This window comes from Paenibacillus sp. MAHUQ-63 (genome assembly GCF_028765165.1).
In the GTDB taxonomy this organism is placed as follows: Bacteria; Bacillota; Bacilli; order Paenibacillales; family NBRC-103111; genus Paenibacillus_E.
Genome location: NZ_JARADB010000002.1, coordinates 1580841 through 1605504, shown reverse-complemented (window position 1 = coordinate 1605504; position 24664 = coordinate 1580841). Strand labels below are relative to the sequence as shown.

Genomic DNA, 24664 nt, shown 5'->3' with positions numbered 1-24664 from the left:
TCAAAGCTAGCGTTTATTATAACGTTCTAAAGCAGCCTGTTGAATTTTAATGGCCTCTTGGAGTCCCATCCCTTCAATCGTCTTGACATATTTGTCAAAATTATCAAGCGGCTCCGCCCCCATAATAAATTTGTTGAACATCTCGTCCTTATATGTGTTGATGTCATTCATGGCCGAAGCGAACTTGCTGCTCTCGCTCGCCGTCGGCGTAACCTGAGGCATCCTTCTTTCATTCGTGGCATCGGACCAAATCTTGATGGAGTCCTTCTGTTCAGGCAGTGCAGCGTACTGCTCCATGTACCGTTTGTCTTGCACGAACGGTCCGTTGAAGTTGGCGCGTACATGACGAGCCATCGCGAATGCGACGGACGTGTCCTTAGGCTTCATGATGGAATCCGTATAGGTCGGATAGCCATTGACATTCTTATAGGAGACGTCCTCCACTCCAAAATTGAACAGCATTTTGCCTTCTTCGCTGTAGGCGAAATCAAGCCATTTGGCCGTCCCTTCCGGATTCGTGTTCGAGGTGGTGATCGCTGCTGCAATCCCGCCGGAGTAGTTGTATGTCTTGGCGTTCCACATCCTTTTATCCCCGGCTTTGACAACAGGGAAAGGCGAGGCAACGAGCTTGAAGCCCGGAATTTTGTTGCCTACGAGCGTCGTATAGTTACCGATCCCGGAGCCTGTGCTCATAGTGGTTGCGAACAGCTGGTTGCCCGTTATTTTGGCGTCCTTCACCTTGTTGTCCGTCACAGCGAAATCAGGATCCAAGAGCCCTTCCTTGTACCATTGATTCATCAAAGTCAGAAACTGTTTATACTCCGGTTGAGTCGGACCGTAACTCACTTTGCCGTTCACCTGGTAGAACTCGTAATTGACTCCGAACGAGCCCAGGAACGGAATTGAGCCGGTCATATCCCCTTTGCTAATCAGCAGCGGGATCTCGTCCGCCTTGCCATTGCCGTTCAAGTCGGTCTTCTTGATCGCCGTCAGCACGTTATGCCAGTCATCCAGTGTTTCCGGCATCTTCAGGTTCAGCTTATCCAGCCAGTCTTTGCGTAAAGCGATCCCGTTACTGACGAGCAAGTAATCATCGCCGCGCAGGAAAGGAAAGCCGTAGATACTGCCATCGTCGGTTACGATCATCTTCTTCCATTCCGGATTGGTGTCCAAAATCTTCTTCAAATTCGGTGCGTTTTTGGCAATTATATCGTTAAGCTTAATAATCTTACCGTCCTTGATGGCTTTCTCCGGACCGCCGGGATAGCCCGTCCAGCCATATTCAATCACATCCGGCAGCTTGTTGCTTGTTATCATCAAATTGAACTGATCTTTCTCTTGTCCTACCGGCGGATGTTGGAACGTAACAGTGACCCCGGTTTTTTTCTGTAATTCCTGGTAAACCGTCATGTCGCCAAAGCTCTTGAGCGTTGCCGCAACGTTACTTGCTAAAGGCACCCAATAAGAAAGCGTTTGCAAACTTGGCGGCTCTGCAGCTTTTTGCTGATCGGTAGACGTTTTTTCTGTCGTGGTGGAAGTGGTGCTGCAACCGGCGAGAACAGCGAGGGACAATATACCCGCAGTCCCTATCGATAACCATCTTTTTCTCGTGACCTCGATCATACCTCTGTTACCTCCTTGAAATGGAATGCACAATAGCGAAAGGCTGACAAAGATGAATCTGCTGATATCAGAGTTCATCGCTCAATCTTGCTGTTCTTACTATTACATGTATCCTGTCAGTTGGAAATATGTAGCTTTTAACTAGGTAATCCTTCCTTATTTTTTACGCTAATCATTTTTTAAGATGGGCTAACCGAAATTACGATAATCTCAAAATAACAGAAAAGCCGCCCGACACAGGCGACTTTTCTGTAATCTTATTGCGTTGACCATAGTTCGATCAATGCATTTGCATCTGCTTGGAGAATAACCTTAACGCTACTGTCTACATTTATTCCTAAAGATGGATTGTTAAGATGTTTCACGAAGTCCTGCATATGCTTTGCAGCCTGATCCCGCCGATTCTTAGTCAGTTGATGCTGCGCTTGACTAAGAGCATTGCTCAGTTGAGATGTTAATGCATTGTTAAGGAGCGGTTGATAGCGACTCAACAAATCATTCATAGCCTTTATGCTGGTTGTCACATTGAATTGGAAATTCTTTTGAAGCTTATTGCCAGCAAAATCTTCAATCACGATAGCTGCCGAATAGCTGTTAACCTTCCCTGTGAAATCGACGACGATGCTTGTTCCTTTAGCCAGATCTATCGCATATACAGCATCACTGACGCTGATGCTGGCGGAAGCTACACCTGATAGTTGATCAGATACCTGAATGGTTAAAGGCAGATTGTCGTCGAAGGAGTCCCCCTCGATTAATTCCTTCCCATTGATGACAAATTTTATGTCAGGCAGCGTTGTATCAACCTTTACAGTCTGCAGCTTGGCGTCCTCCACATTTCCCGCCTTATCTGCGGAACGATACTGTATGGTATAGGTTCCGTCATTGGGCAGCGCAAACGGTCCGTCATAATCCGTCCATTCTTCACTCTCACTGAGTTTGTACTGGGTCTTCTCTACGCCGGACATATCATCCGATGCGTGTAGTGTTACGATATCACTGTTGTTCCATCCATTATGAGAGGTTCCTGCCACGACAAGCTCGGTAACCGGCTTCGTTTGATCCAATAATAGCGAAACGGAATCAGACATGGATGATTCTGCAGATAAGCTTGTATGGCTGACCTTGTAGTAGTAGGTAACGGAAGGATCAATCCCGCTGTCCGTGAAGGATGTTAATTTCCCTTGATATATAGGCGAATAAGTTCCATCTGGGCGACTTGATCTGTAGAGCGTATAGGACGTAGCTCCTAAAGCTTTTTGCCAGGAGAGTGCGGCAGAATTGGAAGTTGTCGAATCTACCTTAAGCCCCCTGAAGGGATTATGAGTCTGGGAATCGTCAACAATCATCATCCAGTTGATCAATGGATCCTGCGACGCCGTATTTCTCACGGTTACGGTGAGCGTACCGTCCGTTACATTAACCGTATGGCCATAGACCGTATTGGATATAAACGTGATCGCATTCTTTTTAATCCCATTTATATATAAGTCCGCTTTTCTAGTTGTATTATTCCAAATATCATTAAAGCCCGTATACACGGTGTAGGTCCCATTCTTAACCGTAAACTTGTAAGTCAAGTCCGTACCTGCCGGAGAGTTGCTTACATTGCCGCCATTCAAATAGCGGAGTGTTGAAAACATATCGCTACTGGCCGAGCCTGCAGGATTAGAATTCGTTCCTACATAACCCCAAGGCACTGAATCAGCCGAATTATACGCTTGTTCAACAACATTATGATTCACAAGTGTGTCCTGCAGGTAGGACGTCATTAGGCTGTAATCACTTGTTGCATAACCGCCGCTGTTAACAGCATAGATGGTCTTATCAGGAACTGCGTAAATGTTAAAACGCAACATTTTATTGTTAAACTGCGGAAGTGTGGCCTGTAGTGTATAAACACCCGGAAGCGCAAATGTATTCGCCGTTATTGGCAGCGAGTTCACTGACCAAGTAACAGAAGTTGCCGTTGCTGCTGCCGCGCCGCTTGGAATAACTTCAATTTGGCTGGGTAAATCCAATACGGTTCCGGTTGCTACAGCCTCAGGCAGTTGAAGGTTTGTGTCCATTTTCCCCATACTGTCTAATAATGCAGTAGACCAACTGCTGTGCCAGCGAATGGAAATATCCGTACCTTGACCAAATTCGATCGGCAGCCATACATATTTGGCCCCACCGTTCGTCGTAAATTGTCCGCCATTCCAATCATCCCCCACGTAGATAAATTTCCCTTTCGCTGGGTCAACAGGAATAACAGATGCTGTTTGAGATTTAAAAGCTGTCATAGGATCCGGATCCGATGATGATGTTCTGACAAATGGATTGACCGGAGCTGACCATGGCCCAAACATTTGATCGGCAACGCTGAATTTATTTTCGTTCGAAGACCACCCTGTCGCACCGGAGGTTAACATATAGTATTTTCCGTTATATTTGAATATGACTGGAGCCTCACGCTGCGAACCTGGGAAAACTCTAACATAGTCTTGGCCGTAAACTGCCTTATAGCTTGTATCACGAACAGGTCGACCATTCGCATCGACATTGCCGTCCTTGTGCCAACCCACAACATCCGAATAATCATCCAACAGCTTGGAAATGTAGATAGTCAGATTCTCTTCGCTGGAATAGATGAGATAGGCCGTACCGTCGTCATCTTTAAACAAATTCATATCGCGTGCCATGCCTGGGTTGCCAGGCTGATAATCGATCTGACCCGGTGGAGCCTGATCCATACGGTAGCTCTTCTGGTAGATGAACGGACCCGTAGGCGAATCACTAATCGCATAACCCGCTTGCGCTTTTCCATAGTTGGCGTTGTTATTATAAGGGTCTTTATCTCCGTCAATATGAGCCCACATGACATATTTCTTTGTTTTATCATTATAAATCACTTTTGGTCTTTCAATGATTCGGCCTGTTCGGATATCAGCCCAGATATTTAACGTATCGGTCCGGCCGGCATAAAGTTTAGAGATGAACGGATCGTCTGTAAAATCGCTCATGGATTTCACCATCGTTAAGGCCATACCTTCGTCAGTCCAATTGTAAAGATCCGTGGAAGAGTAGACTCTCACCCCCGCCGAAGGCCACGCACCGATATGATATTCGCCATACCAGTAGTATTTTTTGGTTTTTTGATCATACATGAACCCTGGTCCATGTGCATCAATCGGATTGCCATTCGTGCTTGCCCATACCGTTCCAGGCGTAATTGCAGTTCTCACAGTGCCTACACCTAGAGGCTCGGAGGAAGATGAAGGAACCCCGTCGATAACCGCATTGATTTTATAAAAATAACCTGTACCTTGTGTTAATCCCGTATCTGTAAATTCCATATCCGTGCCGCTGTAAACCTGATTATAGGTACCGGCAGCGCTTGAGGACCTGCTAATCAGATAGGTTACTGACGTCCCCTGCACGTTGTCCCAAGTTAATTTCACGGATGTATCCGAAATTGAAGCAGCTGCAAAGCTGCCTGGAGCATCATACCGATAGGTAACAGCCTGTGCAGAAGCGGCTGCTGATTCCCCGATCGCATTGTAAGCTGTTATCTGATAATGATAGGTTGTGTTTGGTGTTAGTCCTGTGTCCGAGTAGCTTAACGCAGCTCCATCATACACAATGGTGAACGTATTCTCGCCGGCTGATGAACGATATACCCTATAGCCGGTTGCTTTAGCAGCTGCTGTCCAGCTCAAATTGATTTTTGACGAGTTCACGGCAGCAGCCGTCTGCCCTGTAGGAGCCGAAGGCGGCGCGGGGGTCGTCCTTACACTTCGTTCAGACGACCATTGAGATTCCGTCAACCCTCCATATAAATAGGCGATTCTATAATAATAGGCTGTATCAAAGAGCAGCCCCGAATCTATATAGCTGTTAATCGGGCTGTTGGCAACAAACGTATAACCACTGCCTGATGTCGTTGAGCGGTAAATATTATAGCTTGTTGCTCCTTCAACCGGAGCCCAGCCTATTGAGATAGAGGAATTCGTCTGGGAGTCGGATTGAATGACCGAAGTATTGACTGGCGGCGCGTCTGTTACCTTAATATCATCTACATAAACGGACTGCCATTTATTTCGAATTCCTATTTTGCCATTCGTGAAGGTCGAATCTGTTTCGGTAAAAATAAGCTTATCTATTCCATTATTCACGATATAGCATCTAATGGAATTGCCGACCACTGCCATTTTTAACGTATACCATGCATTTTTGCTAAGTGCATAACTTTGACTTTTTATCACCGTGTCCGTACCGTTGACCCTTTTGGAAAGAACCAGAGTACTTGTTGTTTGCATTTGAAAATAATAAAAATTTCTATTGTCCTGAAATCGTGCCAGAATACCTGGAAAAGCCCCGCCTGCTCCTGTGTTGAAACGCATCGTAACGGTTGAATTCGCCCACGTAGAATCTCCTGCGGTTATGATCCCTTCACCGGTGTCCGTCTGATTCAATGCCTTATTACTGGCATCCGCTGGATCAGGGCTGACTTTCCACGTTCCGGAGGTTGGTGTCCAAACGGGATTAGCCGTATAATCCCCATCCGCAAAATCATCTTGGAGATAAATCGCAGTTGCCGCGGAGGCTGCTGAAACGGATGTGAATGGACAAAGAGATACTAACAATGTCGACAGCAATAAGCATGCTATTAGCTTGTACTTTTTATGTACCATTTTCCCTCTCCTTTGCTGAATTGAGTAGTAAGAGCAGCGTCCTCCATCTCTTCAAATTTTGTGCAGCGCCTTCATCACAGGTTATATTCTAGGGGACTAAGTGCTCGCAAGCATAGTCTACATTCAATAAAATACTGAATATTTCTGATTTCATGAAGTGAACAAATCATACATTTATGAACTAAAATCGAGGCATGCCCTCATTTCCTTAAATGCTTTGAAATAAAAAATCCCCGAATGACGGGGATCTGTAGACATTTATGTTGGTGTCGCCGGCTATCTTTGGCTTTCTACTGCAGAAGCTGCCGCGGCACACTGCGATCATTTATGATTTCTCCGGAATTGTTCCATGAGGAAGGTGAAGTAGATCTTCACTAATGCTCCATAGCTTTGCAGCCATGACAGGATCGATGGCCCACGAACGGACCCCCTGATTGTGCGGTTATAAGACTGTCGCCAAGAGCTCGGATGAGCTTCGCCTTATGATTCAAGACTTGCTTCGAATTGTCTTTTCCGGCTAATAGAAATTACGAAGTCCTTGTATGTTAACGAAATCAGGGAGCAGCCTGCCGTGAGGCGAGCTGCTCCCTGATTATTCGTCCTACGTTATTCACGAATGATATTTCAAAATCCATTTCACCGCATCATTAATATTCTCTGCTATATACTCTGGTTCGGTTTCTTTCCATTTGAATCGATAGTCCTGAAGGGATCCTTCTCCCCAGCCAGTTTTAACCAATATTTTCATTGCCCCAACAGCATGTGCGGCTAACATATCCGTATCGCCGACATCCCCTATCACAGCACATTACTTCAAATCAAGCCTTCTGTGAATTGATTTCGAAAATCATCAAAACTTGCCTGCCCCCGGGAAATCCGGTGTTGATTTGTAAATGCAATTACCTTGAGACCAGCTGCTTTCAGATCATTTATTGCTTCTTGAGCTCCCTGGTATAGAGAAAAATCATTAGGATGAATAAAATGTCCTGTACCGCCGATTGTCCCGTCACCCAGACTTCGTTTAGCCTAATGGTTCGCCGTAGAAGATATGAAAATGTAAATGTTTGGAGTCTTGGTACTTTCCTAAATTCGTCAATACTCTACATGCCCCATATTCGGACTGTACTTGTGATGCCACTTTTTTAACAACGTCCATCAGCTCAATGAAGAGTTCATTGTCGTGTTTTTCTAATGTCAGCAGTGACGAGATGTGCTTCTTGGGAATCGCAACAATGTGAACGGGATAAAAAGGGCGAGTATGATGATAGGCAAGAACGTTATCCGTCTCAAATACTTTATTTACGGAAGTACGACCACTTAAAACCTCGTCACAATAAAAATCCTCAGACAATACCATCCCTCCCTATCTTGTTTCTCTAATTTTAGCATAAGAACCCTATCTTAGGGACGAGATTTATCGTAGTGCCATTGAAGGATCCTGCCATTAGCGTAATGAGGCCCGACAATTATCTGCAGTTTCGCCGATCATAGGAAAAAACGATCATCGCCGCTCCCATCGCGGCACAAACCATATACATAAATGAATAAGAAGTAACATCCGCAATCGGCCTCATGATAACTCCACCTAAAGACAATCCTAAATCAGCCATAGCAATGAATAAACCAAGGAGCACATTGCGGCTCGTCTGCGGCAAAACAAAACTTAAATATGTCGTTTATAAGGCCGTTGAACTTCCTTGCAGGATGCGCGCGACCAGAAAGCCGCCCAAGCCGCTAAACGGATACAAGAGCAGCGCACATCCGTTCATAACCAGGATTATGCGTAATATTTTTATCGGACCAAGCCGTTTGATGATCTCGCCTGCCCATGGGCGAAATATCATAGCCGTACACATATACGCCCCCATGACCAACCCAATCGTAGAGTTGCTGGCTCCAAGCGATCCCCCGCGTAAAGGGATAATGACATTCAGGATGGAATTGGCGCTGAAGAAGAGAAGAGCGAGCAAATATAAACGCAGAAAAGGCCAGGACAACGCTCCGATCAAAATTTCTTCCTCCAACCTTACAACGTGATTTGCATTTGCAGTAATTGCCTTGCGTATTCGGACTGAACATGTTTTAGCTGTTCGACAGGAACGATTTCTTCCACTTGCCCATTCCTGAAAAAGATCACCCTGTCACAAAGATAGGCGGCAGCCTGAATGTCATGCGTGATAAAAATATAGCTCATGCCGTATGCCGCCTTTAAATCTTGCAGCAGATCGAGCACTTGCGCCTGGACCGATACGTCGAGAGAGCTGATGGCTTCATCCAGCACGATACATTGGGGTTCCGTTGCGATAGCCCGGGCGATGCACACGCACTGTGCCTCTCCCCCCGATAGCTCATGCGGGAATTTATGACGATAGGAAGGGTTCAGCCCCACTTGATGCAATAGCTGGCCGACCATACGCTTCTTCTCCTTTACAAACTTGCTGGTTAGCGGCTCCATAATCGCTTGTTCAACTGTAAAAAACGGATTGATGGACGATGTATAATCCTGAAAAACCACACTCATTTTGCCCGATCTGGCCGCTCTATCCGCAACATGCTGTCCCTCCAATAAGACGGACCCGCGATCAGGTTTCTCAATTCCGGCTATCAGCCGCCCTAGCGTCGATTTGCCGCTTCCACTTTCCCCGATAATTCCCAGACATTCGCCATACCCACAGGTAAAACGGACATCCTTCAGGATCTGCAGCTTTTCTTTGGAAAACAATCCGTTCTTGCGATAAGATTTCTCAACACCGTCAACGACTAGCAAGCAATCTCCTCTCCTCCATGATCTTTTTGAACGGGTAGCTCAGCGCTAATCGGGAGGATACCAGATGTTGGGTATATGGATGCTGAGCGTCTGTAAAAATCTGGACGACTTCATATTGAGAGATGGCATCAAACGCTGTAGTCGGCTCGTCAGCAATGATAATCTCAGTTACTTCTGTGATTTGTGATTATGTGTAGTTTCATCACTTCGATAAATTTCCGTTCGTATGTATGTAAGAACTTACGATTTCTCCACTTCTGTGAATGGGAACTGATTTTACAATGGGCTGAGCCTCCCTGACTTATATAAGTGAGAATGAAAGTCTGCTGATAAATAGTTATTCACCTCCACCTTAGCGGTAATTATTACGATTATAAAATTCGTTAACACGCAGGAAGCAGATCGCAGAAGCAGTTCAATCATCGCTTAACGATGTCCCGATAAATACAAACGATGCTCGGTTAATTTATTCAACCGCGAACTTAAGCTGCTTCTTCATGTATGCCGGATTATAAGCATTATAGGCATTTACAATCGTATCGTAACTCATCTTGCAATCCTGAATGAGCGTCGTTCGCTTCGCTTTTAGAATAATTTGTTCAATCTCAGCATAACTGGAACCTTGGAGGAGAGGTATGGAGGTTTCGATCAATTCGAGATTCTCAGCTGAATCGCCAAGCAGCTTTGCCAAAAAGAGATGTAACTCCTTTGCTTTTGGCGGTTCATATGTCATTCGGGTATCAAACCTTCGCCAAATCGCATAATCTAATTCTTCCTGCAGGTTTGTAGCGGCAAGGAAGATGCTGTCCCCGTTAAACTCATCCAGACATTGCAGCAAGGTATTGACGACTCTCGCCATTTCCTTCACTTCATCAATGGAATCCCTTGCACGTGCAAGGGCATCGAACTCATCAAAGAAGAGAACGCAATTAGCCAGTTTGGCATATTCAAAAATTTTGCGAATGTTGGAACCTGTTTCTCCAAGATGGCTATGGATAATGGCATCCAGCCGAACGATGATGAGTGGGAGATCCAAACGGTGAGCCAGGTAGTAGGCTGTGAGCGTCTTGCCTGTACCTGGCGTTCCAAACATGACGACTTTATTGGGCAATGGGACCTCGGCTTCTTCAAACTTCGGCTTCATCCCTTGAATAGCAATAAATTCTTCTATGATCTGCCGATTGTTGTCAGGAAGCACAAAATGTTTTATCTTTTCTTTACATGCTTCAGAAGTGTATACGGAGGCTGTCTCAATTCCTTTCGATTTTGGCAGCCGAATATTCTTTTTTGTAGTCAAACCGTTATCGCCTCGCTTCACGCTGTTGGGTTTAGATTCATTCACTGACTCCTGCAAACGGAAAATCTTCCGCACACGCCTGGATCAGCCGGCAGAACGTGCGGTTATGGCCGATATAGAAAGAGGACAGATCATATCGGTTTCTTTCGGGTTCAAAGGAGACCAGAATGCGGTGTTTCATTCGCTTCATGGCAGCTTGGATAAAGGCAAGAGAACGATCGCTGCCATGTAAGGTCATATACGCATACAAAGAATGATCTTCCGGTTCATCAAGAGGACTCACTCCAGCACAAGAGTATTCCGTGACAATTCCCTTCCGGTTTAGAAGAGTCAAAGCGTGGACCAATTCTTCGTCCACATACGAATTTTCGAATGCAGCGATACGTTTTGGCCTCTTACAATTTTTATCCCGTGCCATCCATTGCAACAATTCCTCCCCGCGGCGGTGCCACCGTGTTTTGGTATGTTGGCTAATTGTGATTTCTTTAGGATCAGGAACAGAAGCGCGCATACCTATCTACCTGCCTCTTTGTTGAATTGGCCCCCTGCGCTTATACCCAGGGGGCTGTGTTTTATCTGGTTTCACGGTGAAGCGTCACCCGCTTGAGGCGGGGGCAATATTTCTTGAACTCCAACCGCTCAGGGTTGTTTTTCTTATTCTTCGTCGTTGTGTAGTTCCGATCTCCGGTTTCTGTGCAGGCTAATGTAATGACAACTCGCAAAGTAATCACCTCCCTTGTAAGCAACTCACGTCTTGGTAGATCCATTGAATAAATAGTAATTATTACGATTTACATGAAGTAATATAACCTTTCCCATTCTTTGTGTCAACAAAATCAAATAATTTGCATAGCCAATTCGAATAGCCCTCAGATGAGGGCTCCTATTTCATTGCTTTCGCTGCAACGATTGTCTATTTCCAGGAGGAGCAAATGTTGGTCAGCTTAATTGGTTACTTGCTTATCGCGGTATGCCTTCTTTACCCTTTCAATTTGAGCAAGGTGGTTGCGGACATGTTCGATGCGGTATACCATTAATTGCTTAAATGTGAACCGTCCATGGTCGGCATACACTCCCACTCGCTCGCTTTGTTCAGTAGTTAGATTATCTAGAATTGTCTGCATACTGGAACGCAGCAATTTGAACAGAAGTAGATACTGCTCACGGTCTAATAATTCATACCCCAAGTTATTCGCCCATGCGTCTTGATCAAATGAAATCAGAGTCGGTTCATCTTCCGCCAAAACTTTTTTTAGTCTAGATGTGGACGAAATCTCTGAATCTGTCACATGAATGAGGATTTGATGAATACTCCATTTGTCCGGAGCAGGCTTGAAGCGGAACTCCTCCTCTGACAATCCTTCGATAGCTTCCCGAAGCATTGTGTATCCTAAGGCATACTCCTTAATTAGTTCCTCCACTTCAATCCCCCTCCTGTTTTAATGTAACCCGCAGACTGCAACTAAACTCCCGTTACTCAATGTACAACGGGCAGCCAAATCTCCGTTAATTGAATCCCCCGGTTGAATGGAGCACTTGGCCAGTTATCCACTCTGATTCATCGGAGGCTAAGAATGCAACCAGACGAGCAGCATCTTTGGGCAAACCGACTCTACCGGCTATAAAATGAGTTGAAAGCTGATTCCGAAGTTCCGCGGTCATCCAACCGGTGTCAGTCGGGCCAGGATTCACTGCATTTACTGTAATTCCTTTAGGTCCAGCCTCTGCAGCAAACGTGCGTGTAAAGGAATCAACAGCTCCTTTCGTCGCGGCATAAGAGATTTCACCGGCCATGGGACCAAGGGATTGACCTGATGTCATATTAATAATCCGGCCGCCGGTCTGTTGAATGAATCGTTTGGTGAATTCAACACTAAGTAAAACTACCGCCCTAACATTAATTGCATAGTGAGCATCTAAGGACTCCGATGTAATCGTAGTTAGATCATCATTTACCGAGTAGCAAGCATTGTTTACAAGAATGGAAGGCTCCCCTAACTTCTGATTGACACAATTCATTAACTCTACAGTGTTCTCAGGTAAGGATAGGTCCAATTTAAGGTGTTCGCAGCGGACGCCGACGGAGCGAATTTCCTCCTGAAGCGTTTCTGATTCTGCAGCATTACTGCCCCAAGGCATTTGCTGATCATAGTTATCCCAATGTGTAAAAAATATATCCGCACCTTGACTGGCCAACTCTTTGCACACGGCTGCCCCGATTCCTGCTCTACGACCTGCGCCCGTAACAAGCGCGATTCGACCTGTTAATTTGCCGGTATTATTCATGACTTTTTATTCACATCCTGTGCTATTTAGTTAATCTTTCAGAGCATAATCCACGGCATATTCAGCATGGATTTTCGTTGTATCGAATATAGGCACCTTGCAATCCAGTTGAGAGATTAATAAGGTGATCTCTGTGCAGCCAAGGATGACGGCTTCCGCCCCATCTTGGACTAATTTATTAATTATCTCTATAAAAGACTGTTTCGAATGTTCATTTATTATTCCGAGACAAAGCTCCTGATAAATGACATTATGTACAATCTTCCTGGATGCTTCATCAGGAATGATAACTTGAAGTCCGAATTTATTATGAAGTCTACCCTTGTAAAACTCTTGTTCCATCGTAAATGAGGTTCCGAGCAAAGCGATTGTTTTAATTCCAGATTTAACAATCTCCAATCCCGTTGCATCAGCTATATGTAGTACTGGTATTGAGACCGCTTCTTCTACTTCATTTGCCATTATGTGCATCGTATTCGTGCATATGACAATGAAATCTGAACCACCAGATTCAAGCTTCTGTGCTGAATCAATCATGATTTTTGTGGCTTCATCCCATTTCCCTTCATGTTGAAGAGTCTTGATCTCGTGGAAATCCACCGAATACATAAGACTTTTTGCGGAATGATGTCCGCCTAATATCTCTTTCACACGTTGATTGATGATTCGGTAATAAAGCAAGGATGACTCCCAACTCATTCCGCCAATTAGGCCAATTGTTTTTATAGCTAAACACCTCAGATTAAATATTTAATAAATAATAACAGCGTTCGTAGTATGAATGGCTGTACAAACCCTTGAAATCATCATACCATATATTGGGACTAAGTAGCCCATGATTTAACTGAAGGAGATGAATAAAGGTGAAGAATAGATTCGATTCCCTCAGATCGTTAAATCATTTTCTGATTTTATATTTATAACTTCCTGTAAAAGTCTTTGGAGAACAGCAGCAAAAACAGCGATCACCATAGAAGCGACAATAATGACCCATCCGGTGACTGTGATAATTGGAGGGTCGACTCTCCTCGCCATGAGATAGTAGAGCGGCATCCCTAGCAAGTACAAGGTACTGATTGTGATGGCGCAGTATTTTATATTCTTCAAAGCCTTTACGGACAATTCCGAGAACGCTTGATTCTTATCAATATAACTTACAAGTTTAAAAGCTTGATACAGCGCAAAGTAAAATGGTATGGCTGCCGCGTACATATCGATTAATACGAGAGATTTCAAATAAGCAATACTTGGATATAATTCTCCAGCAAAATTCCCGATTTTAGGAACTATAAATATGCACAAAGCAAGAATTGGGATTCCAATTAGAATAACTGCCATCTTCAAAAAGTAAGTTGTTCCCCGTTTCATCAAGAGCACCTCGCTAAGTAATTTATAAAATGACTTTAACACAACATTTATCGTTTAACAATAAATTTGTATTGTTTATGATTAATTTATTATTGTTAAGGAAATAATCCCAAAAACAAAAAAAAGCATTTCTCATGACGAAGAAATGCTCTTACTAACAATGCGTATGCATCTGATCCTAGGAAGGATCCTCATCCAAATCGACGGCCGAATCAAATACATTGTCTTGCGGCACATTCGTAAGATCTAGCTTTTGCTTAACCTGATCACCGATATTTTCATACCAAGCTTCAAAGGAGTCATCTAGTTGCTCCTCTCGATTACGATCTTCGTTCGCATCCGAATCCACTTCAACTTTACTAACTAATTTCCCATCGTTGTCTCTAGGTTGGGGCACCGGTTAATTCAACTCCTTCGTATTGGAATTGAATTAAAATGCCCTGTAAGAATCCATTTTATGTATGGGCCTTTTACCGTGTAAAAGTGCTCAGAGCACTCGGTGAATCCCCAGACAATTCCATTTAGAAACTTCTCGATATGGATTAAAAGAATTCTTTTAAAAAACTGCTTATAGCACGATTCAGTCCGGTTTTTTTGGCTGCTTTCCGTGTTGAATTTTTCTTTGGTTGCACCTTTTTCCTTACAGGCTTAGTCGTTTGATTTTTAATAGTTTCGTTTACTGGGTTCACTGTTACTTCTTTTTTGCTTTTTTTATTCATTGAACGATTAAGATCCCAACTAGCCTCTCCATCTTGAAGCGTTTTTCGGATAATATAACCGCCATTTTCAAGCTCGGTGAGGCACATCTTAATTGAACGTTCACTATCGACTTGATTCATTTTCTTAATCATGTTTATGGTCAAATCCTGTTCTTCGATTAAGAAAATCATATTGAAATAAAGTCCCTTGGCTTTAAGTGAAAGTTTAGTATCTTTTAATATCGCATTTGTTAATAAAAGAATTCCCGCATTTTCATTCTCGCCCATATGCTCTCCCTCCATCTAAACGCTAACAACTTGATTTTACGGAAGCCCGCTTAATGAAAGAAAAGACCAATCCATGATTTGACTGGTCTCTTCTCCAATATGTTAATAAATATGAAATTCAGTGTGTTAGTTGTTAATATACCGTTCGAAGATGTACCCGAAATCCTTAATCTTTAACTCGGAGTGCTTCCCCTTCAACCAATTGTAGGTGGATTCATTGATAGCATCGAATTGGGCGGCTGGGGATGTAGTTTGTGTTGTGAGGCGACCTGTCGCTTCCTTAGCAATCCCTATGCTTTGCTTCGCATATTCGAACAGTTCATCGTTATGTGCTACCGTCTCGGAGATATTAATTAATGCTTTGTACAAGTCTTTGATCTGCTCAATTTGCTTCTTGTCCACATCAATTGAGAAGTTTACGTTACCAATAACAAATTTGATCTCAACGTCCAGATCGATCGTTCCTGCAGTTTCCAGATACACATTGGCAATTGCATTTGTATGGTAACTGTAACGCTTGAGCATACGCTTACTGCTAATAGCACTATCCCCATCTAGGTGAATTAGGGCAAGGTTGGTGAAGCAGTATTCGTCCTTCTTCGATTTGATGATGAAGAAAATTTTCTCCCCGTCTTCATGCATGACATAATCATCAGAATCTACTTTGTCAAAATCAGTCGGACTGATTACCTTACCGATATCACTTAACCCTAAAGCATCTGCCGCAAGCTTCTTAAACAATGAAATCATCCTCTCCTATTCGACTCATAATTTCAGTATAGCACGGCAACTTTTTCTTCAAAAGTATGAATTAAGATAATCGATTTAAAAGAATAGAAACAAGCCGACACCGGTCGAGACCCGGTGCCGGCTTGTTTCCTATGGCATTGTTATCTTTTGATACAAATCCTGAATCATATAATAGGACTTTTTGAGTCGTTCATGATAATCCAGTGTCTCCCATTTATCCCATTGATAGTTGAACATGTCTGCGGATTGAAGCACATTACCGTTCAAAGCTGGCATTGAGTACGAAATGTGCTGGCTTCCTGGAGCGTCTCCGTTAGACTGCGAATCGGGCTTGTACGTAACCGCCGCGATCTTAATGCCCGGCATTTGCTCCGTTGCTTGAAGCCCCTTCTGCCACAGATCGCCCATCATTTCTCGGGTACTCGGATCCTTCACATTCAGCAGCTGCCACGGAATCCTCACCTCGACGACATGAGCCTTGTCATCGTAAGCCACATCGGCAAGCGAATCAAAGCTTGGGCTGTCCGGATTCCCGTTCCCGTAGCGCAATAGCCCGGTTTCATAGGTTTCAAGCGGCAGCTGCAACGTTAAACCGCGAACATTCGGAACTTCCATCTCTTTGTTCAACACAAGCGTCATTTTGTGGAAGATGCTATTGTCCTTTTGATTGGCGTAATCCAGCCACGGCATCATCTTCAGCACACCGCCGTACTGATAATACGTAGAATCGTAATAGCTGTCGACCCAAATACGCGATTGCTTCGGCCCTTTCAGATCAATGACGAAGTCGATTCCGGCATCCGTCGTCAGGCCGCTTCCGCCCGGAATCCGATGCTGGCCTTGGTTCGGAATCGTATCAAGCAATATCGAAGCCCCTGTCTTTGACCAGTCCAAGGGCCCGCCGTTTTGTCCGAAATCAATTCGGAAGTACACGTTGCGCGCATCGCTGGATACGAACATTTGCTTGATTTCCCTTTGCGGATCGTCACCGTCCAAGGCTTGGGCGGCGGCACCCTTCATAGGCACAGGAGTAAGCTTCTCCTTCGTCCAATCGTTAATATCGCCATCCACATACAATCCCTGTTGCGGTTCTCCTGGCTCAAAGGCCATCAATCCGAAATATTGCTCGCTAGTTTGGACATTTGACCAGAACGGCCTGCGATCCGGATTATCCAAATCCATCGTATTCCATGTCCGCTTAAACCATTCGTCCTGCCAAGTAAAGACTAGGCCTCCGGCCATGCCCTCTTTCGTGATTTCCTCGAACATCCGGCCATCGATAGCGCCTTGCTCCTGTTCGTTATGAGCACCCTGGTTCCATCCCCGCACATTGCGGTGTGTCATTCCACGTGAGGCAGGAACCCCGAATTCGGCAACGAGCACAGGCATGCGGTGCATCTGCTTCAGATCGTGCAGGTAGCCCGCGTAGCTGTTCTTTTCCCCGCGGAAATCAACATAATCGGTATACTTCGTCTCATAATTCATAAAGTCCGGGTAATAAGGGTACACATGATACGATGCGAAATAGCCAGCCTGAAATGTCGGTTTCGTCCAAATGACGTTCGGATTGACCGAAACCATATCTTCTTCCATCAGCGGTTCGGATGGATGCTCGATCATATCGGTAGTAGGCCAATTCGTAAAGCTGGTCGGCCGCTGCCAATGATAGTGATCCGACTCGTATACGGAGATTTCATCCATCGTCGAGGCCAACCATGCTTCGAAGGGAGACGCCTGCTCTGTTCGGAAGTAGCGCCCATTGAAATCCGGCATCCCTTGGTGCTTCTGGTTCGTTTCGACAACGATCTTCGGATCCCACTCAATACCTAGTACCCAACCCAGTACGTACTTCGAGATATCGGCCCTGTAGGTCCCCGAAGCATGCCCCGGATTGGCCGGCAAATCGGCATGGCCGTGAATCACATCGACGGTCCGCTGCATCTCTTCAACATACTCCGTCCAAAGCTCTTTGGTATAGACGTCTTTCGATGAGAGAAGCTTCTCTTCATTAATCCATACGCCATGTAATAAATAAAGCGGTTTGGAAGCTTTGTTGTTATATTCGAGAAGCGCCTCATAGAAAGCCGGAGGGTGCAAGGTGTACGTACGAATGACATTGGCATTCATAGCTCCTATGTACTTGAACCATCGCAAATATTCCGCCTTCGTAATCGAGGCTTCTCCCGGATATTTTCCAGGCTTCCCCATACCGATGTTGACGCCTTTGACGAGCATGTCGCTCCAGCTGTCGTTCTGATACAACTGCAAATATTGGCTGCCTACTTTGGCCGGAATCGTGATACCATCCGTCGTAACGGCATGAGTATTAGCAGGAATGACTGTCGGCTGCTGCTTCTTCTGCGCCGTTTCCTCCAATATCCGCTTCAGAAGCGGCCGATAAGCCTTCCAGTAAAAGCTCTGCTGATTTTTACCGGAATCCCAAGCGAAGGCGGCAAACAGCTGATCCAGCCATTGGTACTGGTAAAAATCAGGGGCTTCGAGATGATCGGCATAATCCCCTGCCAAATAATAGGAGGTATACGTACCCGTATCATTTTTGACGACGGCCGGGAATGTTGAAGGGATGCCTAGCGTCTTCAGCTTCTTCTCGCCGGCCTCAGTCAAGTCAAGGTCGTAATTCGCCAGAATGCCTTCCTTGTCCTCGGCCTCGATGACATCGAACCAGTAATTGTACCGGGTTTCAACCGTCTTGCCGACAAAGGCTTTCCCCTTCTCCGTCAAAGAGAATACATTGCCCCGCTTTCCGGATTCTTTCCCTTCCTCCAGCACAGCTACCTGGTCATCATCCTTAACGAAGAGGAAGCCTGGGCCTTGGAAGGTCCATTTTTGCCCGGTTTGCTTCTCATAATTGCTCTTTGCCCAATCCGGAAGCTCCCCTCCGCCTGCCAAATCGGGAAAATAACGGCCGATCCAGCCCGACCAGCGGACTCCCATGATTTCATACAGCGCTTGTTTGGCCGCATTGTCGGTCGGACTCCCGAACGTGTTAAATTCGGCGATCAGAGAGGTTCCTTTATAGATCGCATTCTTGATTTGCTCGATATCGGAGAGCTGCAGTCCACCATAAATTTTATCCGATCGGTTACCGCGCATCGCCATTTGCGTCATATCATCTTTGTACACGCCATACGTATCTGCAATATAGACCAGATCGTAGTCTTCGGACAGCTTCAGGTCGCGAACGGCATTGGAACCCTCCGCACCAGGAACGTAGCCGAAATAATCGTTCGCGATGGAATAAGCCGTTCGATCATCTTGGACATATTTGAAATAATTGAGAAGCCACATTAGACCCTTATGCTCCCGGTACGTTGTGTCGGGAACTGTTTTATCTAGAATAGCCACATTCAGGACTTGGCTTGACTTCCATTTCCAAGCCGCCATTGGGGTGGCTGCCGCCGCGATGATAATGAACAACACCACCACCCACTGAGTCCAGGACCGCTTCATCGTTGTACCCCCTTCTAAGCTGAAACCCCTTTACGCTGCATCTCGCCCCAGCCCTGCGTTCTTCCGAAAAGCACGGCAAACGTTGCTCGTACACGCCATACCGTAAGCAGCGGCCGGTACCAGAAAGCCTCCGAAAGAGCATACAAGAGCAGCCAGTTCAGCTCGGAGATCTTCTGATATTTGCCGAGCCGCCACTCCTCGAGCAGCACCGCGCCCATGGATAAGAACGATCCGTACACAACCATTAATGCGAAGAGCATCAGCGCGTATTGAATGAACACCCGATCCATGATCAGATCGGCAATTAATGTTACATAACCGAAAAATTCGACCAGCGGACCAAGTAACTCAACAAAAAAATAAAAGGGCATGGCAATAAACCCGATAAGGCCATACTTCTTGTTGAACATCATCCGACGATGGGTCCACAAGCTTTCGAATAAACCCCTGTGCCAGCGTGTACGCTGTCTGTACAAATATTTCATCGACTCAGGTGCCTCCGTGTAACAGATTGGATCAGCTACATATTCGATTCTGGCTCCCCACTTTTGCTCTATATTCATCCTATGAAGCCGTACGACCAATTCCATATCTTCACCGACCGTATCTGCCTTATAGCCCCCTGCTTGAATGACCCGCTGCGTTTTAAAAACACCGAAAGCACCTGAGATGACGAGCAGCAAATTATTCCGGCTCAAACCGATGCGTCCCATCAAAAAAGCCCTCATATATTCAATGCACTGCATCATGACCAAAGGATTGCGGGAAAGCTTCGTTTCCTGGACCTGTCCTTTCACGACGGTATTCCCATTCGCAATTAAAACATTCCCGCCGGTAGCTAATATTTCATCATCGGCGTGCTCCACAATCGGCATCATGATTTTGAGGAACGAATCCGGATCGAGGACGGTATCCCCGTCAATGGAAGCGAAGTAAGGGTATTTGGACATATTGATGCCGGCATTTAATGCATCGGCCTTTCCGCCATTTTCTTTATCAATCAGAATCAAAAACGGATAAATTTCGGAGTGATACACTTCTTTAATCGACTTGGTTTCTATGCCATTTCGTTTTTGGTGCACTTTGTTTTTGACCGGTACCATCTGAAACCGCTCGATCACTTTTTGCAGCGTTCGATCCTTCGAGCCGTCATTCACAACGATCACTTCAAATTGCGGGTAATCCAGCCTTCCGCTGCCGGTGATCAGTGACAAAATCGTACCGATCACCCCCACTTCTTCGTTATAGGCAGGCACAATGATAGATAATGGCGGGGTAAATGAAGAATTCTTCATTCTTTTGTAAGGTTCGACTTTATGAAGCCCTTTCTGTTTTCCCAAACGGTTGTACGATAGTAGGAACAATAACAAATAAAAGCAGCAAATAGCGATGAAATAGATGAAGATGGCTTTGTTGAGGAGTAGGAGCGGAATTCGGAATAAATCCGTCAGCTCATTCATAATAATCAGGACTCCTTTCTATCCATTCTTGGGCAATGGAACGGGCAAACGCATCGGGATGGTTGTACGCCAGCTTGGTCAGCATACTCTTACCCTGTCGGTACTGCCGCAATGCTCTGGCTGCCTCCGCCCGAACGCCATACGCTTTATCCCCGATCAACTTGTTCAGATAGGGAATGAACCGATCATGCCGGATGCTTCCCATTAACCGCGCAGCCATCAGCTTCTCCCCAGTCGCCTGCGGACGATCCCATATCCCCTTGGCTTCATTACTTTCCAACCACTGTATGAACGTATCGACGGAAGACATATAACCAAGGGAACCAATCGTCTTTAACGCCTTGACTCGAAGCTCGCGTTGCTCCGATTCAATTAATTGCTCGAGCAGCTGCTGCAGCTTCTCCGAACGCAAATGCTTGTCCCGAACAGCCTCGAGAAAAGCCCCCTGCCACGAACCGTCATATTCAAAGAAGCCATCCACATACGTATCCACGTTATCCTGAGATACAAGCCGGCTCCACAGCTCGTTCAGCGAAAAGGTCGGAAGCTCCTTTACATCTTTCATAAGCTCCAGGAGAGCTTTGTATTCGAAATCCGCGAGTATAAGTAAAATTTCCAATTTTTCTTCCGCAGAACATTGTTTACTGGATAAATGGCGAACCAAGTCATTCTGCATCGTATCCATGTTGAAACGGTTGATGAAATATAATGTATTCATTCGGACACTCCAGGACCGAGAGCGAAGCCGCTTGCGATACCATGGCGCAAAATATCGTTCCACATAAGCATTGATCGGTCCGAAGTCCTTCTCGAACTTAACGTTACTTAGGAAATCACTAAACGTGTCTTCCAAAGCTTCATATTGATACTCCTTCTCGGGAACGAAGGATTCGGCTCCATATCCGGTAAATAAATAAATGTCTATATCATGGGACTGGACCTTTAACCAGCGTTCTTTTTTATTCCTGCGCCGCTGATTCAACCATTTCCGGCAAAGCAAATACAAGTAGATCGTCAGAAGTAATCCAAGCGAGATGACGGTTAATAGAAAAACTAAAACTTGCGTCATCGCAAACCACCTACAAGCCGCTTAATTCTCACGCGAAGCTCCTTTAAGCTGAAAGGCTTAACCATATAATCGTTGGCGCCCCTTTGGATCGCCATGGCGATATCGGTTTCCGACCCTTTGCTGCTGAGCATGATGCATACATATCTGCGTCTGTCATACCCGGTACGAATTTTATGCAGGACTTCCAATCCATCCATCTTAGGCATAATCCGATCGATAATTACGATATAGCGTTCATTTTGCCGATGCCATGGATCGTTGAAAAATTGCTCTCCATCGGCAAACTCCTTAATTTCGACGTCATATAGGCTTTCTCCGATATCCGAGAACTGATGCTTTAACATCTCGCGGATCAATCGGTCATCGTCGATAATAGCCAGCATCAGCTTGCGGGTCTTGGTTTCATTATCGTTCATCGTGCCATCCAACACCAATCCCGAGCGCTCAGTAGGGTCCGTCTCATTCGAGAACGGCATCATCTTCAAGCACTCGTCCGCCGACCTATTAGAATCAACAAATTCCCGTACTTTCGCCGAGAAGGAACCATAAAGCGTCCCCCGCGGCGTATCGATAGGTACTTTGGAAAACAACGCGGTCAGCCGATGCATCAATTTCAAGGCGTCAGATTTTACAGTTTTAGGCAGAATCATTACAAATCCTTCTACAGCATGATGCCCCATGCAATCCGTCGGTCGTATGCTGCCCTGAATAAAATCCACAAGCCCTTTGGTCAAAGCATGCCTGCACTTGGCATCTATCGACGGCTTAGGATCAACCTCTAGATATACCATCGAAAATGTCTCATGAGACCGTTTCATATCATTGAGCTGTGTTTGAACTTCACGCTGCAAATATCGATAATTGAACGCTCCTGTTAAAGGATCGATGAGAATTTGATCAAGAATCCGCTGTCTTCTCTCCAGCAGTTTCTTTATAACCAATTGAAGCTCCTTTACATCTACCGGCTGGAACAATACCGCATCGGCTAACAACGCACATTTAAGTTCTTTGTCATCTTTGTCCATAAGGATAACGAAGGGAATGTGTCTCGTATCGCAATATTGTCTTAGATCGATCCACTCAGTCAAATTGTCCTTTGTTGCTTCGTTCAGGAGAACAACCGCACAATCTGGATTCATTCTGTCAAACTGAGGAATCAACTCAGATGCCGGATCTGGTTCAAAGGGTTGCATACAGCAATCGATGCCTAGATGCATTTGAATAAATTCTGCCATCTGGACATCACTTACCGAACATAGAAGCGGTCGATTTCTCGTTAACAGTTCGTTCATTCCATTGTTCACCTTCATATCTTTACAAAAAATTGTTATTTTCAAGGTAGATATATACCATTAACTGAATTCGACAGGTTCCGAGAAATTATAACATAATCCTCTATACAAAAACTGAACAACCACAAAATGGACATAATAAAAAATCCATTTATCCAGAAAATTACATTTTCCGCCCCCCACTCTGCGAATTCTGTTTAGTCAAATCCAAAATGGATAGACTGTATATCATGTTCATACATAAATCGGAGAAATATGCCCAATGTCGACAACCAACTTAATTGTAGAACGAGTCAAACTCATGTTTCCAGCACTTGTTGATTTACGAACGCTTCATTTGAGAAACCTTTCATTTGAAATCGACATCCTTTACTTATCAACCCTTGTGGATATCAACGTGATTAACAAATATGTTTCCGTTCCGTTCAACAACAGTCACGCGTTTGACTACTTTGAAGCTCAGCTGTTTTCCTTTGGAGCTGAAGTCGTTGCGGACACGGAGGATATTCGAAAACGTTTGCTCCTCGGTCATACTTGTATCATCTATTATGACAAGATCTATAGTATTTCGGCAAAACGTTCATTAAATGATCAGCCAGGCGAGAACAAGACAGAAAACACGATCCTTGGGCCTTCGAAATCGTTCTCGGAGGATTTGCATACAAATATGGGGTTGATACGCTCCCGATACAAACGAGCAAGCTTATCTAGTGAGGCCCTTACGGTCGGGCATTGGAGTAAAACAGAGATCATCCTGATGTACGATGCTACCCACACGAAGCCGGAGCTGCTTGAGCAGGTTCGAAGTAAATTACTAGCTATCGACGTGGACCTCGTGCAAGCTTCCGGACAGTTGGAAAGACTGCTGAATGATACCCGGTTTTCTTTGTTTCCCCGAATGATGATTACGGAGCGGCCGGACAGGACCGTCTTGAATTTGGCCCAAGGGAAAATCGTGATCCTGATGGAAGGTACCGCTTATGCTCTTGCTGTTCCATGCGTTTTTTTCGACTTTATGTCGGCGATGGACGACTTATATCAATCCTTTTGGATTACGAAGGCTCTCGTTATCTTGCGTTACATTTCGCTGCTCATTACGGTTACGCTGCCGGCTTTCTACGTAGCTATTGTCTCTTATAATCCTGAAATATTGCGAGTACAGCTAACGTTATCTATAGCAGGAAGCAGGGCAGCTGTTCCCTATCCGTCTTATATTGAAGTTTTTATCATGCTCTTTATGATTGAAGCTTTAATTGAAGCCAGTTTAAGGTTACCTAAATACATCGGCTCAACTGCGACCACAGTCGGCGGCCTCATCTTGGGGCAAGCCGCGCAGCAAGCTGGGCTTGTGAGCAGCATCATGATCATTATTACATCAGCTGTAGCGATCTCAAACTTCGTGATTCCGATTAACGCTATGAGCTTTGCCATGAGATTTGTCAAGTTCGTACTCATCGTATTTGCTGCATTGTTCGGGGTTGTAGGCATCGTAGTAGGCATGTTTCTATTAGTCAATTATCTTGCTAGTCTGCGCAGCTTTGGCGAGCCCTATTTGAAAATCTATATGCGCGAGAAAAAAGCAAGCTATTCCATCAAAGAAGGTGATCCCATGTGAACCG

Annotated in this window: 20 protein-coding genes and 1 pseudogene; 1 reads left to right on the top strand and 20 read right to left on the bottom strand. The window is 45.1% G+C overall.

Annotated features, from left to right (window positions below; all coding sequences use genetic code 11):
* Positions 1-6: 6 nt before the first annotated feature.
* The 20 genes and pseudogenes from PUT07_RS15530 to PUT07_RS15435 all read right to left on the bottom strand — a co-directional run bounded on the left by PUT07_RS15530 (position 7) and on the right by PUT07_RS15435 (position 23045).
* Positions 7-1623, bottom strand: a complete 1617-nt coding sequence (locus tag PUT07_RS15530; RefSeq protein ID WP_274469073.1) for an extracellular solute-binding protein — start codon at positions 1621-1623, stop codon at positions 7-9.
* Between the two features lie 257 nt (positions 1624-1880).
* The gene (locus tag PUT07_RS15525; RefSeq protein WP_274469071.1) at positions 1881-6299 is read right to left on the bottom strand and encodes an OmpL47-type beta-barrel domain-containing protein; all 4419 of its coding nucleotides are present in this window, start codon (positions 6297-6299) and stop codon (positions 1881-1883) included.
* 610 nt (positions 6300-6909) lie between these two features.
* Complete coding sequence (locus tag PUT07_RS35440; protein WP_338000757.1) at positions 6910-7101, bottom strand: HAD hydrolase-like protein; 192 nt, start codon at positions 7099-7101, stop codon at positions 6910-6912.
* 219 nt (positions 7102-7320) lie between these two features.
* Complete coding sequence (locus PUT07_RS15515; RefSeq protein ID WP_274469069.1) at positions 7321-7656, bottom strand: HIT domain-containing protein; 336 nt, start codon at positions 7654-7656, stop codon at positions 7321-7323.
* Between the two features lie 325 nt (positions 7657-7981).
* Positions 7982-8308: pseudogene (locus tag PUT07_RS35435) on the bottom strand (MFS transporter); the annotation flags it as partial.
* Positions 8309-8325: 17 nt separating this feature from the next.
* Positions 8326-9066 carry an ABC transporter ATP-binding protein gene (locus PUT07_RS15505; RefSeq protein WP_274469067.1) on the bottom strand — a complete coding sequence of 247 codons (741 nt, stop codon included), beginning with the start codon at positions 9064-9066 and terminating at the stop codon, positions 8326-8328.
* A gap of 466 nt (positions 9067-9532) precedes the next feature.
* A complete protein-coding gene (locus tag PUT07_RS15500) occupies positions 9533-10408 on the bottom strand; it encodes an AAA family ATPase (protein ID WP_274469066.1) in 876 nt (291 codons plus the stop codon).
* The gene (locus PUT07_RS15495) at positions 10401-10874 is read right to left on the bottom strand and encodes a hypothetical protein (RefSeq protein ID WP_274469065.1); all 474 of its coding nucleotides are present in this window, start codon (positions 10872-10874) and stop codon (positions 10401-10403) included. Before PUT07_RS15495 ends, PUT07_RS15500 begins: the two co-directional genes overlap by 8 nt.
* Before the next feature lie 61 nt (positions 10875-10935).
* Positions 10936-11085: a 50S ribosomal protein L33 gene (gene rpmG / locus PUT07_RS15490; RefSeq protein ID WP_274469064.1), complete on the bottom strand. Its 150-nt coding sequence runs from the start codon at positions 11083-11085 to the stop codon at positions 10936-10938.
* A 222-nt stretch (positions 11086-11307) separates the two neighbouring features.
* On the bottom strand, positions 11308-11784 hold the full coding sequence (locus PUT07_RS15485) for a DinB family protein (RefSeq protein WP_274469063.1): 477 nt from the start codon (positions 11782-11784) through the stop codon (positions 11308-11310).
* 85 nt (positions 11785-11869) lie between these two features.
* Positions 11870-12649: an SDR family oxidoreductase gene (locus PUT07_RS15480; protein WP_274469062.1), complete on the bottom strand. Its 780-nt coding sequence runs from the start codon at positions 12647-12649 to the stop codon at positions 11870-11872.
* Between the two features lie 30 nt (positions 12650-12679).
* Positions 12680-13375 (bottom strand): aspartate/glutamate racemase family protein, encoded by a 696-nt coding sequence (locus PUT07_RS15475; RefSeq protein ID WP_274469337.1) that lies wholly within the window; start codon positions 13373-13375, stop codon positions 12680-12682.
* 159 nt (positions 13376-13534) lie between these two features.
* A complete protein-coding gene (locus PUT07_RS15470; RefSeq protein WP_274469061.1) occupies positions 13535-14017 on the bottom strand; it encodes a DUF2975 domain-containing protein in 483 nt (160 codons plus the stop codon).
* 178 nt (positions 14018-14195) lie between these two features.
* Positions 14196-14414, bottom strand: coding sequence for a hypothetical protein (locus tag PUT07_RS15465; RefSeq protein ID WP_274469060.1), 219 nt, complete (start codon positions 14412-14414; stop codon positions 14196-14198).
* A 145-nt stretch (positions 14415-14559) separates the two neighbouring features.
* Positions 14560-15003, bottom strand: a complete 444-nt coding sequence (locus PUT07_RS15460; RefSeq protein WP_274469059.1) for a hypothetical protein — start codon at positions 15001-15003, stop codon at positions 14560-14562.
* Positions 15004-15129: 126 nt separating this feature from the next.
* Positions 15130-15744, bottom strand: coding sequence for a PH domain-containing protein (locus PUT07_RS15455; protein ID WP_274469058.1), 615 nt, complete (start codon positions 15742-15744; stop codon positions 15130-15132).
* A 138-nt stretch (positions 15745-15882) separates the two neighbouring features.
* Positions 15883-19224 (bottom strand): hypothetical protein, encoded by a 3342-nt coding sequence (locus tag PUT07_RS15450; protein WP_274469056.1) that lies wholly within the window; start codon positions 19222-19224, stop codon positions 15883-15885.
* Between the two features lie 14 nt (positions 19225-19238).
* Positions 19239-20684, bottom strand: a complete 1446-nt coding sequence (locus PUT07_RS15445; protein ID WP_274469055.1) for a glycosyltransferase family 2 protein — start codon at positions 20682-20684, stop codon at positions 19239-19241.
* Complete coding sequence (locus PUT07_RS15440) at positions 20677-21753, bottom strand: HEAT repeat domain-containing protein (protein ID WP_274469054.1); 1077 nt, start codon at positions 21751-21753, stop codon at positions 20677-20679. Before PUT07_RS15440 ends, PUT07_RS15445 begins: the two co-directional genes overlap by 8 nt.
* On the bottom strand, positions 21750-23045 hold the full coding sequence (locus PUT07_RS15435; RefSeq protein ID WP_274469053.1) for a response regulator: 1296 nt from the start codon (positions 23043-23045) through the stop codon (positions 21750-21752). Before PUT07_RS15435 ends, PUT07_RS15440 begins: the two co-directional genes overlap by 4 nt.
* 262 nt (positions 23046-23307) lie before the next feature.
* On the opposite strand from PUT07_RS15435, the gene PUT07_RS15430 reads away from it, so the two are divergent.
* Positions 23308-24660, top strand: a complete 1353-nt coding sequence (locus PUT07_RS15430) for a spore germination protein (RefSeq protein WP_274469052.1) — start codon at positions 23308-23310, stop codon at positions 24658-24660.
* Positions 24661-24664: the final 4 nt, after the last annotated feature.

Excerpts from the sequence above, each read along its gene's own strand:
- PUT07_RS15530 (WP_274469073.1), bottom strand. The coding sequence starts at position 1,623 with ATGATCGAGGTCACGAGAAAAAGATGGTTATCGATAGGGACTGCGGGT.
- PUT07_RS15445 (WP_274469055.1), bottom strand. The coding sequence starts at position 20,684 with ATGAATGAGCTGACGGATTTATTCCGAATTCCGCTCCTACTCCTCAAC.
- PUT07_RS15525 (WP_274469071.1), bottom strand. The coding sequence starts at position 6,299 with ATGGTACATAAAAAGTACAAGCTAATAGCATGCTTATTGCTGTCGACA.
- PUT07_RS15495 (WP_274469065.1), bottom strand. The coding sequence starts at position 10,874 with ATGCGCGCTTCTGTTCCTGATCCTAAAGAAATCACAATTAGCCAACAT.
- PUT07_RS15470 (WP_274469061.1), bottom strand. The coding sequence starts at position 14,017 with ATGAAACGGGGAACAACTTACTTTTTGAAGATGGCAGTTATTCTAATT.
- PUT07_RS15440 (WP_274469054.1), bottom strand. The coding sequence starts at position 21,753 with ATGACGCAAGTTTTAGTTTTTCTATTAACCGTCATCTCGCTTGGATTA.
- PUT07_RS15430 (WP_274469052.1), top strand. The coding sequence starts at position 23,308 with ATGTCGACAACCAACTTAATTGTAGAACGAGTCAAACTCATGTTTCCA.
- PUT07_RS15460 (WP_274469059.1), bottom strand. The coding sequence starts at position 15,003 with ATGGGCGAGAATGAAAATGCGGGAATTCTTTTATTAACAAATGCGATA.
- PUT07_RS15450 (WP_274469056.1), bottom strand. The coding sequence starts at position 19,224 with ATGAAGCGGTCCTGGACTCAGTGGGTGGTGGTGTTGTTCATTATCATC.
- PUT07_RS15435 (WP_274469053.1), bottom strand. The coding sequence starts at position 23,045 with ATGAACGAACTGTTAACGAGAAATCGACCGCTTCTATGTTCGGTAAGT.
- PUT07_RS15480 (WP_274469062.1), bottom strand. The coding sequence starts at position 12,649 with ATGAATAATACCGGCAAATTAACAGGTCGAATCGCGCTTGTTACGGGC.
- PUT07_RS15515 (WP_274469069.1), bottom strand. The coding sequence starts at position 7,656 with ATGGTATTGTCTGAGGATTTTTATTGTGACGAGGTTTTAAGTGGTCGT.